Annotated in this window: 14 protein-coding genes; 11 read left to right on the plus strand and 3 right to left on the minus strand. The window is 74.7% G+C overall.

Features of this window, described 5'->3' with window-relative positions; genetic code table 11:
* The first annotated feature begins 39 nt into the window (after nucleotides 1-39).
* Complete coding sequence (locus tag ACQFYA_RS18495) at nucleotides 40-948, plus strand: Sir2 family NAD-dependent protein deacetylase (RefSeq protein WP_499126586.1); 909 nt, start codon at nucleotides 40-42, stop codon at nucleotides 946-948.
* A gap of 9 nt (nucleotides 949-957) precedes the next feature.
* Here ACQFYA_RS18495 and ACQFYA_RS18500 read toward each other — a convergent pair whose 3' ends face one another.
* Nucleotides 958-1,752: an IclR family transcriptional regulator gene (locus ACQFYA_RS18500; protein ID WP_499126589.1), complete on the minus strand. Its 795-nt coding sequence runs from the start codon at nucleotides 1,750-1,752 to the stop codon at nucleotides 958-960.
* Nucleotides 1,753-1,903: 151 nt separating this feature from the next.
* Between ACQFYA_RS18500 and ACQFYA_RS18505 the strand changes: the two genes are divergently transcribed.
* From ACQFYA_RS18505 to ACQFYA_RS18545, 9 genes are all read left to right on the plus strand, one after another.
* Nucleotides 1,904-3,454 (plus strand): ABC transporter substrate-binding protein, encoded by a 1,551-nt coding sequence (locus tag ACQFYA_RS18505; protein ID WP_499126590.1) that lies wholly within the window; start codon nucleotides 1,904-1,906, stop codon nucleotides 3,452-3,454.
* A gap of 1 nt (nucleotide 3,455) precedes the next feature.
* Nucleotides 3,456-4,529 (plus strand): ABC transporter permease, encoded by a 1,074-nt coding sequence (locus ACQFYA_RS18510; RefSeq protein ID WP_499126592.1) that lies wholly within the window; start codon nucleotides 3,456-3,458, stop codon nucleotides 4,527-4,529.
* Nucleotides 4,526-5,392, plus strand: coding sequence for an ABC transporter permease (locus ACQFYA_RS18515; protein ID WP_499126593.1), 867 nt, complete (start codon nucleotides 4,526-4,528; stop codon nucleotides 5,390-5,392). The genes ACQFYA_RS18510 and ACQFYA_RS18515 overlap by 4 nt, the downstream gene beginning before the upstream one ends.
* On the plus strand, nucleotides 5,389-7,197 hold the full coding sequence (locus ACQFYA_RS18520) for an ABC transporter ATP-binding protein (RefSeq protein WP_499126594.1): 1,809 nt from the start codon (nucleotides 5,389-5,391) through the stop codon (nucleotides 7,195-7,197). Before ACQFYA_RS18515 ends, ACQFYA_RS18520 begins: the two co-directional genes overlap by 4 nt.
* 12 nt (nucleotides 7,198-7,209) lie before the next feature.
* Complete coding sequence (locus tag ACQFYA_RS18525) at nucleotides 7,210-8,382, plus strand: serine hydrolase domain-containing protein (protein ID WP_499126596.1); 1,173 nt, start codon at nucleotides 7,210-7,212, stop codon at nucleotides 8,380-8,382.
* A gap of 65 nt (nucleotides 8,383-8,447) precedes the next feature.
* Nucleotides 8,448-9,335: a beta-keto acid cleavage family enzyme gene (locus ACQFYA_RS18530; protein WP_499126599.1), complete on the plus strand. Its 888-nt coding sequence runs from the start codon at nucleotides 8,448-8,450 to the stop codon at nucleotides 9,333-9,335.
* The gene (locus tag ACQFYA_RS18535; RefSeq protein WP_499126601.1) at nucleotides 9,332-10,291 is read left to right on the plus strand and encodes a 3-hydroxyacyl-CoA dehydrogenase NAD-binding domain-containing protein; all 960 of its coding nucleotides are present in this window, start codon (nucleotides 9,332-9,334) and stop codon (nucleotides 10,289-10,291) included. The genes ACQFYA_RS18530 and ACQFYA_RS18535 overlap by 4 nt, the downstream gene beginning before the upstream one ends.
* Nucleotides 10,288-10,743: a thioesterase family protein gene (locus tag ACQFYA_RS18540; RefSeq protein WP_499126603.1), complete on the plus strand. Its 456-nt coding sequence runs from the start codon at nucleotides 10,288-10,290 to the stop codon at nucleotides 10,741-10,743. Before ACQFYA_RS18535 ends, ACQFYA_RS18540 begins: the two co-directional genes overlap by 4 nt.
* Nucleotides 10,744-10,870: 127 nt before the next feature.
* Nucleotides 10,871-12,403, plus strand: a complete 1,533-nt coding sequence (locus ACQFYA_RS18545) for a phytoene desaturase family protein (RefSeq protein ID WP_499126605.1) — start codon at nucleotides 10,871-10,873, stop codon at nucleotides 12,401-12,403.
* Nucleotides 12,404-12,422: 19 nt separating this feature from the next.
* Here the strand turns inward: ACQFYA_RS18545 and ACQFYA_RS18550 are convergent, their stop codons facing one another.
* A complete protein-coding gene (locus ACQFYA_RS18550; protein WP_499126607.1) occupies nucleotides 12,423-13,469 on the minus strand; it encodes a transglutaminase-like domain-containing protein in 1,047 nt (348 codons plus the stop codon).
* A 50-nt stretch (nucleotides 13,470-13,519) separates the two neighbouring features.
* Nucleotides 13,520-13,951: a nucleoside deaminase gene (locus tag ACQFYA_RS18555; RefSeq protein ID WP_499127606.1), complete on the minus strand. Its 432-nt coding sequence runs from the start codon at nucleotides 13,949-13,951 to the stop codon at nucleotides 13,520-13,522.
* Nucleotides 13,952-14,110: 159 nt separating this feature from the next.
* On the opposite strand from ACQFYA_RS18555, the gene upp reads away from it, so the two are divergent.
* A complete protein-coding gene (upp, locus tag ACQFYA_RS18560) occupies nucleotides 14,111-14,746 on the plus strand; it encodes a uracil phosphoribosyltransferase (protein ID WP_499126609.1) in 636 nt (211 codons plus the stop codon).
* Nucleotides 14,747-14,762: the final 16 nt, after the last annotated feature.

The following is a 14,762-nucleotide window of genomic DNA, read 5'->3' on the forward strand; positions in this document are numbered from 1 at the left end:
GGCGGGTGGCAGACCGTACGGCGACGTACGCTCGAAGGCGTGCAACCCGTGCCCCGGCCGCTCGCCCCGACGTACCAGGACCGGCGGTGGGAGCTCCCACCGGACGCGGTGGTGCACCACGGCACGGTGGACGACGCCGTGCGCGTCCTGACGGGCCGCACGCTCACCGCGCTGACGGGCGCGGGCGTGTCGACGGACTCGGGCATCCCGGACTACCGCAGCCCCGACTCCCCGCCCCGCGCGCCGATGACGTACCAGCAGTTCGTGGCGGACGAGGCGTTCCGCCGCCACTACTGGGCGCGCAACCACGTGGGCTGGCAGGTGGTGCACCGCACGGAGCCGAACGCCGGGCACCGTGCACTCGCGACGCTGGAGGACCGCGGCCTGGTGCGCGGCGTCATCACGCAGAACGTCGACCTGCTGCACGAGGACGCGGGGTCGCGGCACGTCATCGACCTGCACGGCCGCTACGACCGGGTGATCTGCCTGCAGTGCGGCCGCGTCATCAGCCGCGCCCACCTGGCGGAGCGGCTCGACGCCCTCAACCCCGGCTTCGTCGAGTCGGTGCTCGCCGACGGGGCGACCGTCGCGGACATCGAGACCGCGCCGGACGCGGACGCCGTCATCGAGCAGACCGGGCACTTCGTGCCGGCCCCGTGCGAGTTCTGCGGCGGGGTGCTCAAGCCGGAGATCGTGTACTTCGGCGAGAACGTGCCCCGCGAGCGGGTGGAGCGCGCGTTCGCCCTGGTGGACGGCGCCGACGCGCTGCTCGTGGCGGGCACGTCGCTCACCGTGATGAGCGGGCTGCGGTTCGTGCGGCACGCGGCGAAGGCGGGCAAGCCCGTCGTCATCGTCAACCGCGGCGAGACGCGCGGCGACCCGCTCGCGACGGTGAAGGTCGACGACGGCGTGACGGAGACGCTCGTCGCGCTGGCCGAGCGGCTCTGAGGGGCGCCGCTACCGCCGCACGTTCGGCCGCGCGACGGTGTCGGCGGCGTCCCGGGCGACCTCGCCGATCGCCTCGAAGCGCTCCTCGGTGAGCCGGTTCCCCGGACCCCAGATGCTCACGATCGCGAGCGGGTGCCCGTTGGAGTCGAGCACCGGCGCGGAGACGCCGAACGCCGACGCCTCGAACTCGCCGCGGCACACGCCGTAGCCACGGCGCCGCGTCTCCTCCAGCTCGACGTCGAGCGCCTGCCGGTCGGTGACGGTCGTGTCCGTGTACCGCTTGAGCCGCCCGACGAGAAGCTTGCGGGCGGCCTCCGGGGGCAGCGACGCGAGCAGCGCCTTGCCGGTCGACGTCGCGTGGAACGGCACCACCCGCCCGTGCCAGGTCGCCGCGACGACCGAGGTCGGCGCCACCTCGTCGACGTAGGTCAGCCGGCCGGACCGGAACACGGCGAGCGCCGCCGTCTCCCCGGTCTGCAGGCACAGCCGCTCGAGCACGTGGTGCGCGGAGCGGATCACCGTCTCGACGCTGCCCGCGCCCGCGAGCTCGACCAGCCCCACCCCGATCTGCCACTCGCCCGTGCGCCGGTCGCAGGCGACCATCCCCTCGGCCTCGAGCGTCGTGAGGATCCGCCACGCGGTGGCGCGGTTGAGCCCGCAACGGACGGCGAGCGCCGCGACGGTCGCGTCCCCGGGAGCGCCCGACCGGGCGACCGCGCGCAGCAGCGCGACGGCCCGGTCCACGGACTGCACCCGCCCGCTCCGTCGCCCGCTCTCGCCCTCGTTGATGACCGCTTCATCCACCTGCCGACTCCTTTGCCGCCGCTTTCCTGTCACCCCAGGCCAGGTTGACTCGATCCACCCGAGCACTTATGTTCGCATCGCTCAACAACGTGCTCGCAATGCGAACGAGGAGAGACAAATCTACAACGGACTCGGCCCGGGTGGTCACGGGGTGTCGCGACGCGACGTGCTCCGACTGGCGGCGATCGCGGCAGCAGGGGCCGTCAGCGCGACGGCGCTCGCCGGCTGCGGCTCCGTCCCGCAGGCGCCCGGCGCCTCAGCCCCACGGTCGCGCGGCGGCACCCTCAGCCACGGCGCGACGGGCGGAGGCCTCAAGGACTCGCTCGACCCGCACTTCCCCGTGACCAATCCCGACATCGCCCGGGTGAACAACCTGTACGAACCGTTGCTCTTCTGGGACTCCGCCTACCAGCTCGCCCCCGCGCTCGCCACGGCCGTGACCCCCAACCGCGACGCCTCGTCGTGGACGGTCGAGCTGCGCCGCGACGTCCAGTTCCACCACGGCAAGCCGATGACCGCCGACGACGTCCTGTTCTCGATGGCGCGGATCGCCGACCCGAAGACGGGCGCCGCGGGCGCGCTGACCGACGTCCTCGACATCAAGAGCTCGAAGGCCCTCGACGCGCACACCGTCCGGTTCGCCCTCAAGCAGCCCTACTCGGTGTTCGACCAGCTCCTCGCGGAGTACACCGCCGGGATCATCCCGACGGACTTCGACCCCGCGAACCCCGTCGGCACCGGGGCCTTCCGCGCGGACACCTTCACGCCCGGCCAGCTCAGCCGGTTCCAGCGGTTCGACGACTACTGGGGCGACGCCGCCTGGGTCGACGAGCTGGTCATCTACGACTTCGCCGACGACGCGGCCAAGGTGAACGCGCTGCTGGCCGGCCAGGTGCAGAGCGTCGACAACCTGCCCAACTACCTGGTCGACGCGGTCGGCGAGCAGGGCGCGTCCGCACTGGTCTCCGACACCGGTGCCTGGATCCCCTTCACCCTGCGGGTCGACACCGAGCCGTTCTCGGACGCCCGCGTGCGCGAGGCCCTGCGGCTGGTCGTGGACCGCCAGCAGATGATCGACCAGGCGCTCGGCGGCTACGGCTTCGTCGGCAACGACCTCTACGCGCCCTTCGACCCGGCCTACGCCGACGACCTGCCGCAGCGTCACCAGGACCTCGACAAGGCCCGGTCGCTGCTCAAGCAGGCCGGGCAGGAGGACCTCCAGGTGGAGCTGGTCACCAGCACCGCGGTCGGCGCCGGCGGCGTCGAGGCGGCGAACCTCTTCGTCTCCCAGGCGCGCCAGGCCGGCGTCGACGTCCGCCTGACCAAGGCGGACCCCAACACCTTCTACGGCGAGCAGTACCTCCAGTGGCCGTTCGCGCAGGACTTCTGGGTCACCCGCAACTACATCCCGCAGGCCGCGGCCTGCGCCCTGCCGAGCTCGCCGTACAACGAGACCCACTTCGACGACGACGAGTACCAGGGGCTGTTCGCGCAGGCGACGCGCACGGTCGACGAGCGCGAGCGCGGCGAGCTGCTGCACCGCTGCCAGGAGATCGAGCACGAGCGCGGCGGCCTCGTCGTCTGGGGATTCAAGAAGCAGGTCGACGGGTACTCCAACCTCGTCCAGGGGTTCGAGCCCGACCGGTACCTGCCGAGCGGTGGTTACAAGTTCCACCGCGTGTCGTTCGTCGAGGGGGCCTGACATGACCGCGACCGAGACACCCGCGCCCGCCGGCCCGTCCGCCGGGTCCCCCGGGGCCGCCGGCCGGACGGCGCCCGCCCCGGGAGGCGCCCGGCGCCGCTCCCCCGTCACCGCCTGGACGCTCTGGACGGTCCGCCGCGTCGGGCTGGCCGCGCTGACCCTCTGGCTGGTCTCCGTGCTGGTCTTCCTGGCCACGGCCGCCCTGGGCGACCCGGTGAAGGCGATCCTCGGCAAGGAGGCCTCCACCAGCCCCGGCCGCGCCCAGCAGATCCGGGAGCAGCTGCACCTCGACGAGTCCCTGTGGGACCGCTACTGGCACTGGCTCGGCGGCCTCCTCACGGGCGACCCCGGCACGTCGGTCGCGAACGGCCTCCCGGTCGGCGAGCTGATCGGCGACCGCGTCGTGAACAGCGCCGTCCTGGTCCTGATCGCCGCGGTCGTCATCATCCCGGTCGCCTTCGGCGTCGCGCTGCTGAGCGCCCGCCACCGCGGCCGCAAGCTCGACCACGGGATCCAGCTCGTGGTGCTGACCCTCGCCGGCCTGCCCGAGTTCGTGGTGGGCATCGTGCTGGTCGCGATCTTCTCCACCGTGGTGTTCCACGCCCTGCCCGCGGTCACGATCAGCGCCGGCGGCGAGGCACCGTGGACCCAGCCGGCCTCGATGATCCTGCCGGTGGCGACCCTCGTGCTGGTGGTCGCCCCGTACGTCATCCGGATCATGCGCTCGGCCCTGCTCGAGGTGCTCGACAGCGACTACGTCGAGCTCGCGCGCCTCAAGGGCGTCCCCGAGCGGGTGGTGCTGCGCCGGCACGCGCTGCGCAACGCCGTCGTGCCCGGCATCCAGGTCGTGGCGCTCCAGCTCGCCTGGCTGGCCAGCGGGATCGTGCTCGTCGAGTACCTGTTCTCCTACCCCGGCATGGGCGCCAGCCTCGTCGACAGCGTCCGCAACAGCGACGTCCCGATGGTGCAGGCCCTCGCGATGATCGTCGCCGCCGTCTACGTCGTCGTGAACCTGGTCGCCGACGCCCTGTCCATCCTGTGCACGCCCCGCGAGAGGACGGCGATCAGCTCATGAGCAGCGTCCAGCTCAGCACCGCCACGACGACGGCCGCTCCCGCGACGGAGACCGCCCCCCGCCGGGCGCGCAGCTCGCGGCTGACGGTCGGCGTGGTGATCACCGCCCTCGTGGTGCTGGTCGCCCTGGCCGGCCCGTGGGTCGCGCCCTTCGGCGAGAACGAGATCACCGGCGACCCGTACAGCGGCACGGGGTTCCTCGGCACCGACTACATCGGCCAGGACGTGCTCTCCCGGCTCCTGTACGGCGGCCGCTCGGTCCTGGTGGTCGCCCTCCTCGCCACGGTCGTCGGCCTGGTGCTGGGGGTGCTCGTCGGGGTGCTCGCGGCGTACCTCGGCGGGTGGTTCGACGAGGTCGTGATGCGGCTCAACGACGCCGTGCTCGCCTTCCCCCAGATCCTGCTCACCCTGCTGGTGCTGTCCACCGTCGCGGAGCCGACGTCGTGGATGGTCGTCCTGCTGGTCGGGATCTCGCACGCGCCCCGCGTCGCCCGGGTGGCCCGCGGCGTCGCGCTCGGCCTGACCCGGCGCGACTTCGTCACCTCCGCGGAGGCCCTCGGCGAGAGCCGGCTGCGCATCGTGGTGCGCGAGGTGCTGCCCAACATGAGCGGGCCGCTGCTGGCGGAGGCCGGCCTCCGCCTGACCTACTCCATCGGCATGGTCGCCGGCATCGCGTTCCTGGGCTTCTCCACGAACCCCGGCGCCGCCGACTGGGGACAGATGATCAACGAGAACCGCCTGGCCCTGCTGGTCCAGCCCTGGGGGGTGCTGGCGCCCGTGATCATGATCGGCGTCTTCGCGATCGGCACGAACCTCATGGCCGACGGGATCTCCCAGCTCACCTCGAAGGGAGGCGACCGATGACCACGACCACCACGGCACCCGGCGACCTCGACGCCCCGCCCGCGGTCTGCACCGTGCGCGGCCTGCGGGTCGCGCTCACCAGCAGCGGCGTGGACGTCGTCGACGGGATCGACCTGACCCTGCGGCCCGGCGAGGTCGTGGGCCTGGTGGGCGAGTCCGGCTCCGGCAAGACGACCATCGGCACCGCGATCCTCGGCCACGCCCGCACCGGCGCCGTCCTCGACGCCGGCACGGTGGACGTGGACGGTCACGACGTGCTCACCATGCCCGAGGACGAGGTGCGGATGCTGCGCGGCGAGCACGTCGCGTACATGCCGCAGGACCCGGCCTCGGCCCTCAACCCGAGCATCCGCATCGGGCGGCAGATCGTGGAGCTGCTCGAGCTGCGCGGCATCGACACCCCCGCCGGGCGACTGGAGCGCGCCCGCGCCGGGCTGGCCGAGGTGGGCCTGCCCGACGACGACGCGTTCCTCGCCCGGTACCCGCACCAGCTCTCGGGCGGGCAGGTGCAGCGCGTCGCCCTCGCGATGGCGTTCCTGCCGCGGCCCCAGGTGCTCGTGCTCGACGAGCCCACGACCGGCCTGGACGTCACCACCCAGACCCTGGTGCTCGAGACCATGGCGCGTCTCTGCGAGGCGCACGACGTCGCCGCCCTGTACGTCACGCACGACCTGGCGGTGGTCGGCAACATCGCCGACCGCGTGGCCGTCGTGTACGCCGGGCAGATCGTGGAGCTCGGGCCCCGGGAGCAGCTCTTCTCGCGCCCCACCCACCCGTACACGCGGGCGCTGCTGGACGCGATCCCGCACGTCGGCCAGGCCCGCGCCCTCAGCGGCATCCCCGGCCGCACGCCCCAGCCGGGCCGGCGGCCCGGCGGGTGCCGGTTCCACGACCGGTGCCGGTTCGCGACCGACGCCTGCGCGACCACGACCCCCGAGCCCGTCGACGTGGGCGACGAGCACTGGGCCCGGTGCCTGCGCACCGACGCGCTCGGCGCCTGGGACATCGACCTCGGCCGGGTGCCCGACGCCGTGCCGGACGACGCCGCGCGCGACGTCGTGCTGTCCGTGACGGGCCTCGACGTCTCGTACGGCCGCACGCAGGTGGTGCACGACGTCTCGTTCGACCTCGCCCGCGGCGAGTGCGTCGCGCTGGTCGGCGAGTCCGGCAGCGGCAAGACGACGATCTCCCGCAGCGTCGGCGGTCTGCACCGCCAGTGGTCCGGCCGGATCGAGCTGGACGGCCGCGAGCTGGCCCGCTCCACGCGCCGCCGCAGCGCCGAGGACCGCAAGCGTGTCCAGTACATCTTCCAGAACCCGTACCTGTCCCTGAACCCGCGGCAGACCGTCGGGCAGATCGTGCGCCGTCCGATGGAGCTGTTCGGGCTCGCCCGCGGGAAGCAGGCCACGGACCGCGCGGTCGAGCTGCTCGACGCCGTCGCGCTCGGCCCGTCGGTGCTCGGGCTGCGCACCGACCGGCTGTCCGGCGGCGAGCGCCAGCGCGTCGCCATCGCCCGGGCCCTGGCGGCCCAGCCGGACGTGCTCGTCTGCGACGAGATCACCTCCGCGCTGGACGTCTCCGTGCAGGGCTCGATCGTCGAGCTGCTGGAACGGCTCCGCACGCAGCGGGGCATCGCCATGCTCTTCGTCACGCACAACCTCGCGCTCGTGCGCTCCATCGCCACCCGGGTCGACATCCTCTCCGAGGGCCGGCTCGTGGAGTCGGGGCCCGTCGCGGAGGTCATGGAGCACCCGCAGCAGGACTACACGCGGACCCTGCTGGCCAACACGCCGCGCATCGACTGAGAGGACGACCCCTTGACCCAGAGCATCGCGGACGGCGACGCCGCACCGCGCCCGGACACCACCGGCATCGAGGCGCTGCGGTTCATCGACCCCCACCTGGCGGGCGGGGCCTCCCCCGTCATGCCCCACGTGCGGGTGCCGGCGCCGCGGCCCACGACCCTGCCCGAGGCGCACCGCCGCCTCGAGGTCGAGGTGGCCGGGGCCGGCCACCTCGCCGACCTGGACCGGTGGCGTGCGGAGACGTACGCGACCAGCCTGCTCGTGCTGGACCGCGGCGAGGTGGTGCACGAGTGGTACGCCGGCGGGCTCGGGCCGGGGACGAAGTTCCTCGGCGCCTCCATGACCAAGTCCCTGCTCGCCACGCTGGTGGGCCGCGCCGTCACCGAGGGCCGCCTGCGCCTCTCCGACCCGGTGGTCGACCACGTGCCCGAGCTGGCCGGGTCCGGCTACGCGGGGTGCACCGTCACGGACGTGATCACCATGACGACCGGGCTCGACTGGGTGGAGGACCACCGCGACCCCGCCGGCCCCGCCGCCCGGCTCGTCGGCGCGTTCCGCACCGGCGGCAGCACCCGGACGCTGCTCGCGCAGACGCGCCCGAAGCACCGGCCGGGCACCCAGTGGGAGTACTGCACCGCGGACTCGCAGGTGCTCGACTGGGTCCGCGAGCGCGCCACCGGCGAGCCGTTCGCCGACGCCGTGGCCCGCCTCTGGGCGGACCTGGGCTGCGCCGAGGAGGCCGTCGTCGGCATCGACGGCGACGGCGTCGCCATGGCCGGTGGCGGCGTCGCCGCCACCACGCGCGACTGGGCCCGCGTAGGCCTGCTCGCGCTCGACGGGCGGGTGGGCGGCACCCCCGACGGCCCCCGGCTCCTCGCCGAGGAGTGGGTGGCCGCCGACGGCGTCCCCCCGTACCCGTTCCTCGCGCCGGGCCGCCTGCCCAGCGCCTACACCACCCACGCCGGGTACTCCTGGCACTGGTGGCCGCTGGACGCCGCCGGCCGCACCCTCGTCGCCGACGGCAGCCACGGCCAGTTCACCCTGGTGGACCGCGACCGCGACGTCGTCGTGGTCAAGACCTCCCTGTGGCCCTACGCCGACGCGTGGGAGGACCGGCACTACCGCGACCTCAGCTACCTGGGGCTGCAGGCGATCGCCGCCGCCGTGCCCGGCACCCGGCCCTGATCACCGGCCGCCCCGCCGACCGACCACCCGAACGTCCCGTCCCCGAAGACCCCCGAGAGGACACCATGAACCGCAACGTCATCATCACCTGCGCGCTCACCGGCGCCGGCGACACCGTCGGCCGCTCGGAGCACGTGCCCGTCACCCCGGAGCAGATCGCCCAGGCGGGCATCGACGCCGCACGCGCCGGGGCCGCCATCGTGCACGTCCACGTGCGCGACCCCCGGACCGGCGCGCCCTCGCGCGAGACCGAGCTCTACCTCGAGGCCGTGGAGCTGATCCGCGCCTCCGACGTCGACGTCGTCGTGAACACGACCGCCGGCATGGGCGGGGACCTGTACCTCGACCCGAAGGAGCCCACCACGATCCTGCCGGGCACCGACCTGGTGAACGGCGTCGAGCGGCTCAAGCACGTCGGCACCGTGAAGCCGGACATCTGCACCCTGGACTGCGGCAGCCTCAACTTCGGCGAGGGCAGCCTGGTCTACGTCAGCACGCCCGACATCCTGCGCGACGGCGCCCGCCGCATCCAGGAGCTCGGCACCCGCGTCGAGATGGAGATCTTCGACACCGGCCAGCTCGTGTTCGCCAAGAAGCTGGTCGCCGAGGGCCTGATCGACGCCCCCGCGATGTTCCAGCTCTGCATGGACGTCCCCTACGGCATGCCCGCCGATCCGCGGCTGCTCGCGACGCTGGTCGACCAGCTCCCCGAGGGCGCGGTGTGGTCGTCGTTCGCGCTGGGCCGCATGCAGCTGCCCTGGGTGGCGCAGTCGGTGCTGCTGGGCGGCCACGTGCGCGTGGGCCTCGAGGACAACCTGTACCTGAGCAAGGGGGTCAAGGCCACGAACGCGCAGCTCGTCACCCGGGCCCGGACCATCATCGAGGCGATGGGAGCCACCGTCGCCACCCCGGACGACGCCCGCGAGATCCTGCAGCTGGGGGGTGCCCGATGAGCGCCCGCACCGCACCCGTCCGCACCGCACCGGACCAGGTCCGCACCGTCACCTGCGTCGGCGCCGGCGTCATCGGCGGCGGCTGGGCGGCCTACTTCCTCGCCCGCGGGTACGACGTCCGCGCCTGGGACCCCGCTCCCGGCGCCGAGACCAGGCTGCGCCACCTCGTGGACGCGGCGTGGCCCGCGCTCACGGAGCTCGGCCTCGCGGACGGCGCCGACCGGGCGAACCTCACCTTCTGCGCCACGCTGGCCGAGGCCGTCGAGGGCACCGACTTCGTGCAGGAGAGCGCGCCGGAGGACCTCGAGCTCAAGCGCGCGCTGCTCGCCGACATCGACGCGGCCACCGCGGACCACGTGGTGATCTCGTCCTCCACGTCCGGCTACCCGATGACCGACATGCAGACCACCTGCGCCCGTCCCGAGCGGACCGTCGTCGGGCACCCGTTCAACCCGCCGTACCTCGTGCCGCTGGTCGAGGTCGTCGGCGGCGAGCGCACCGACGACGACGCCGTCCGCTGGGCCTCGGAGTTCCTCACCGCCGCGGGCAAGTCGGTCATCACCATGGACCGCGAGGTCCCGGGGTTCATCGCCAACCGCCTGCAGGAGGCGCTGTGGCGCGAGGCCCTGCACATGGTGGACGCCGGCGAGGCGACCGTCGAGCAGATCGACCGCTCCATCACGGACGGCCCCGGGCTCCGGTGGCCGTTCCAGGGGCCGATGCTCACGTTCCACCTGGCGGGCGGGCAGGGCGGCATGGCGCACATGCTGGACCACTTCGGGCCGTCGCTGCTCTCGCCGTGGACGCGGCTCGACGCCCCCGAGCTCACGCCCGAGCTGCGGGACGCCGTCGTCGACGGGTGCGAGGACGAGGCCGACGGCCGCACGGTGGACGACCTCGTCGCCGAGCGCGACCGCCAGGTGGTCGCCCTGCTGCGGGCCACGGGCCGCGCGTGAGCGCCGCCCCCGCCGTCCTCCCGCCCTGGCGCGAGCCGGTCCGCGACGAGTGGATCGACTACAACGGCCACCTCAGCGAGGCGTACTACGTCCTCGTCCTCGGGCACGCCACCGACGCGGTGATGGACCACGTGGGCCTCGGCCCCGACTACCGCGGGCAGCACGACGCCTCGCTGTACACGGTCGAGGCGCACGTCCGGTACCTGCAGGAGGTGCCCGCCGGCGCCGACCTCGAGGTGCGCTCGAGCGTGGTCGGCGCCACGGGCAAGGCGCTGCACCTGTGGCACGAGCTGTGGGTGGAGGGCCGCCTGCGGGCGACCGAGGAGATCCTCGGGCTGCACGTCGCCGGCGGCCGGTCGGCGCCGTTCCCGCCCGACGTCGCGGACCGGGTGGCCGCCCTGCTGACCGAGCCCGGCCCCGACGTCGGCCGGTCGGTCGCGCTGCGACGCTGACCACGCCGCGCCACCGCACCGGCGACCGCCCGGGCGAGCACCCTCGTGCTCCCCGGGCGTCGTCGTGCCGGGAGCGGTGGTTGGATCGAGGGAGACCTCCGGGCGACGAGAGCGGACGGGAGCGGACATGCTCGATGCCATCGTGGTCGGCTCGGGCCCCAACGGGCTCGCGGCCGCCGTGACGCTCGCGCGGGCCGGGCTGTCCGTCACCGTGCTGGAGGCGAACGCGACGGTCGGCGGCGGGGCGCGCACCCTCGCCCCGGGCGAGGACGGCGACCTGTTCGCCGGCCTGCCGGCGGGCGTCGTGCACGACCTGTGCTCGGCCGGGCACCCGATGGCGTGGGCGTCGCCGTTCTTCCGCGCGTTCGACCTGCCCGCGCACGGCGTCGAGCTGCTGACGCCCGAGGTGTCGTACGCCCAGCCGCTCGACGACGGGCCGGCGGGCGTCGCCTACCGCGACCTGGGCCGCACGGCCGAGCGGCTCGGGGCGGACGGCGCCGCGTGGCGCGCGCTGCTCGGCCCGCTCGCCGAGCAGTGGGAGGCGGTGGTCGCCGTCGCGATGGGCGACCGCCGCTCGGTGCCGCCCGGCGTGCTCGACGGCGCGGCCCCCGTGCGGGCGACGCTCGCCGCGGCCCGGTTCGGCCTCGGGCTCGCGGAGCAGGGCTCGCCCGCCTGGGACGCCCGCTTCGCCGAGCAGGCGGCGCCCGCCATGCTGTCCGGCATCGCCGCGCACGCGATCACGGCGCTGCCGTCGCTGTCCGGAGCGGGCACGTCGCTGCTGCTCGGGGCGCTGGGGCACGCGACCCCCGGCGCCCGGCCGCCCGGGTTCGACGGCGGGTGGGCGGTGCCGCGCGGCGGGTCCGGAGCCATCACGGCGGCGCTCGTCGCGGACCTGGAGGCCCACGGCGGCACGGTCGTCACGCGCCACCGGGTGCGCACGCCGGCCGACCTGCCGGCCGCGCGCGTCGTCCTGTTCGACACGACGCCGCGGACCCTGCTCGACGTGCTGGGCACCGCCGTGCCGCCCGCGCTGCGCCGCGCACTCGAGGCCTTCGCGTACGGCAACGCCGCCGCGAAGGTCGACTACGTGCTCTCGGGCCCCGTGCCCTGGGCCGACCCCGAGGTCGGTCGCGCGGGCACCGTGCACCTGGGCGGCACCCGCGCCGAGACGGCTCGGGCCGAGAACGAGGTCGCCGCCGGGATCCACGCCGAGCGCCCCGTGTGCCTGGTCAGCGACCCGACGGTCGTGGACGCCTCCCGCCGCGTCACGACCGGCGGCGGCGAGCTGCGCCCCCTGTGGGCGTACACGCACGTGCCGGCGGGATCCGGCGTCGACGTCACGGAGACCGTGACCGCGCAGGTCGAGCGGTTCGCGCCGGGCTTCCGCGACGTCGTCGTGGGTGCGCGCAGCATCCCCGCCGCCCGGATGGCGGAGCACAACCAGAACTACGTGGGCGGCGACATCTCGGCCGGCGCGGCCACGATGTGGCAGATGCTCGCGCGGCCCACCCTGCGCCCCGACCCGTACCGCGTCACGGGCGGGGTGTACCTGTGCTCGGCGTCCGCCCCGCCGGGGCCCGGCGTGCACGGCATGAGCGGCTGGCACGCCGCCCGGCGCGCGCTGCGGGACGTCTTCGGCATCCGGGTCGCGGCGCTGTAGCCGCGGGCGCCGAGGCGCGTCAGTCGGTCGGCGTGCCCGGCCCGCCGAGCCACCGGGTGGTGCGCTCCTGCAGGTCCGTGAGGCCCAGGCCGTCGCGCTGCGGCGAGTAGGTCACGACCCGGCGGCGCGGGCCCAGCCCGCCGGCCCAGCGCGCGGCGAGCGTCGCCTCGGCGGCGGTGTCCCCGGCGTCCGCGGCGACGAGCAGCGCCGCGAGCGCGTCGGCGAGCGCGTCCGCGGCGTCCGGCGAGAGCGGGACCAGCGGGACGGTGCCCGGCGGGGTCGCGGCCACCAGCTCTGGCAGGCCGGGCAGGTCGGGGGCGGCGCCCCAGAAGTCCCACAGCAGCACCTCGTCGCGCAGCCGGTGCGCCACCTCGAGCAGCACGTAGCGCCGCACGAAGTCCTTCCCGCACAGCTGCGGCACGCCCGGGTCCACGCCGTAGGACCCCGGGTCCACGTCGCCGGCCCGGATCGCCCGCCACACCTCGGCCGCCGTCGGGAACGGGGACCCCGGACCCGTCGGCATGTCGAGGACGTCGAAGTCCCAGCCGTCGGCGGCGTCGAGCTCGGGGTCCCAGCGCACCCACCGCGCGGCCGCGGCGTCCCAGTGCTCGACGACGACGTGGTCGTGGAAGAACTGCGGCGCGAAGTACCCCGCGAACCCGATGCGCGACCGCGCCGGGACGCCGTGCTCGCGCAGCGCGCCCACGGAGAACAGGGTGTGGTCGCGGCAGCACCCGGCGACCTGCTGCTCGACGGGGCGCGGGGCCGCGAGCGGCCCGGGCCGGCGCCCGACGGCGGCGTCGAGGAGGGCGGACAGCCAGCGCGCGTCCGGGTCGCACCGCTGCTCGTCGGTCAGGCTCGGGTTCCCCGCCCGGTAGTGCACGATCGTCGCGCGGGCGGCCGCGCCGACGCCCGCCGGGTCGGGGTCAAGCTCGGCCAGGAGCGCCGCGTGCCCGCCCGGGTCGGAGTACGCGCTGTGCCGCGCGTAGTCCGCCGGCGCGGGCGCCGCCGCCGCGCCGTCCGTCGTGCCCGTGCCCGTACCCGTGGCCGTGCTCGTGGCGTCCATGCCCTGGTGACCTCCGTCGTCGTGGGGACTCGTCGGCCCGCGCGACGTCGTCAGCGTCGGGACTCGAAGAAGTCTCGCAGGATTCCCCCGCACTCGTCCTCACGCACGCCGCCGACCACCTCGACGGAGTGGTTGGCGCGCTGGTCGCGCACCAGATCCCAGACGGAGCCGGTGGCGCCCGCCTTCGGGTCCCAGGCGCCGAGCACGAGGCGGCGCACCCGCGCCGCGACGAGTGCGCCGGCGCACATGACGCACGGCTCGAGCGTGACGACCAGCGTGCAGCCCTCGAGCCGCCACTCGCCGCGCGTCATGGCCGCCTGCCGCAGCGCGAGGACCTCCGCGTGCGCGGTCGGGTCGCCGGTCTCCTCGCGGCGGTTGCGCCCCGTCCCGACCAGCCGCCCGTCGGCGTCGAGGACGAGAGCGCCCACGGGGACGTCGTCGCTGGCCAGCGCGTGCGACGCCTCGTGCAGGGCCATCCCCATGAGCGCGTCCCACACCGCCCGGCGCTGGCTGACGGTGTGCGGCGGGAACTCCCCGTCCGACCATGGCAGGGCGAGGCCCTGGGGTGCGGAGTCCGACGTCACCCCGCCAGGCTAGCCGCCGGGCCCTCTGCGCCGTCGGGCCCCGGGTACGGTGGGCCCATGCGCCTGCACGTCGCCGACCACCCGCTGGTGGACCACAAGCTCACCGTCCTCCGTGACGAGAAGACTCCGTCGGCGACGTTCCGCCTCCTCGTCGACGAGCTCGTGACCCTTCTCGCCTACGAGGCGACGCGGCACGTGCGCACCGAGCCGAAGGAGATCCGCACCCCGGTCACCACGACCACGGGCGTACGGCTGAGCGACCCGAGCCCGATCGTCATCCCCATCCTGCGCGCCGGGCTCGGGATGCTCGAGGGCATGACCCGCATGATCCCGACGGCGGAGGTCGGCTTCCTCGGCCTGCAGCGCGACGAGACGACGTTCGAGGCCGTCACGTACGCCAACCGCCTGCCCGAGGACCTCACCGACCGCCAGGTCTTCCTGCTCGACCCGATGCTCGCCACCGGCGGCACCCTGGTCGCGGCGATCGACTACGTGCTGGAGCGCGGCGCCCGCGACGTCACCGCCGTGTGCCTGCTGGCCACGCCCGAGGGCCTCAAGGTCCTGGAGGACGCGATCGGCTCCCGGGTCGACGTGCAGATCGTCGTGGCGGCCGTCGACGAGCGGCTCAACGAGCAGAAGTACATCGTGCCCGGCCTCGGCGACGCGGGCGACCGCCTGTACGGCATCGTCTGAGCCCGCGGCCCGCTCC

This window comes from Promicromonospora sp. Marseille-Q5078, from assembly GCF_050315395.1.
In the GTDB taxonomy this organism is placed as follows: domain Bacteria; phylum Actinomycetota; class Actinomycetes; order Actinomycetales; family Cellulomonadaceae; genus Isoptericola.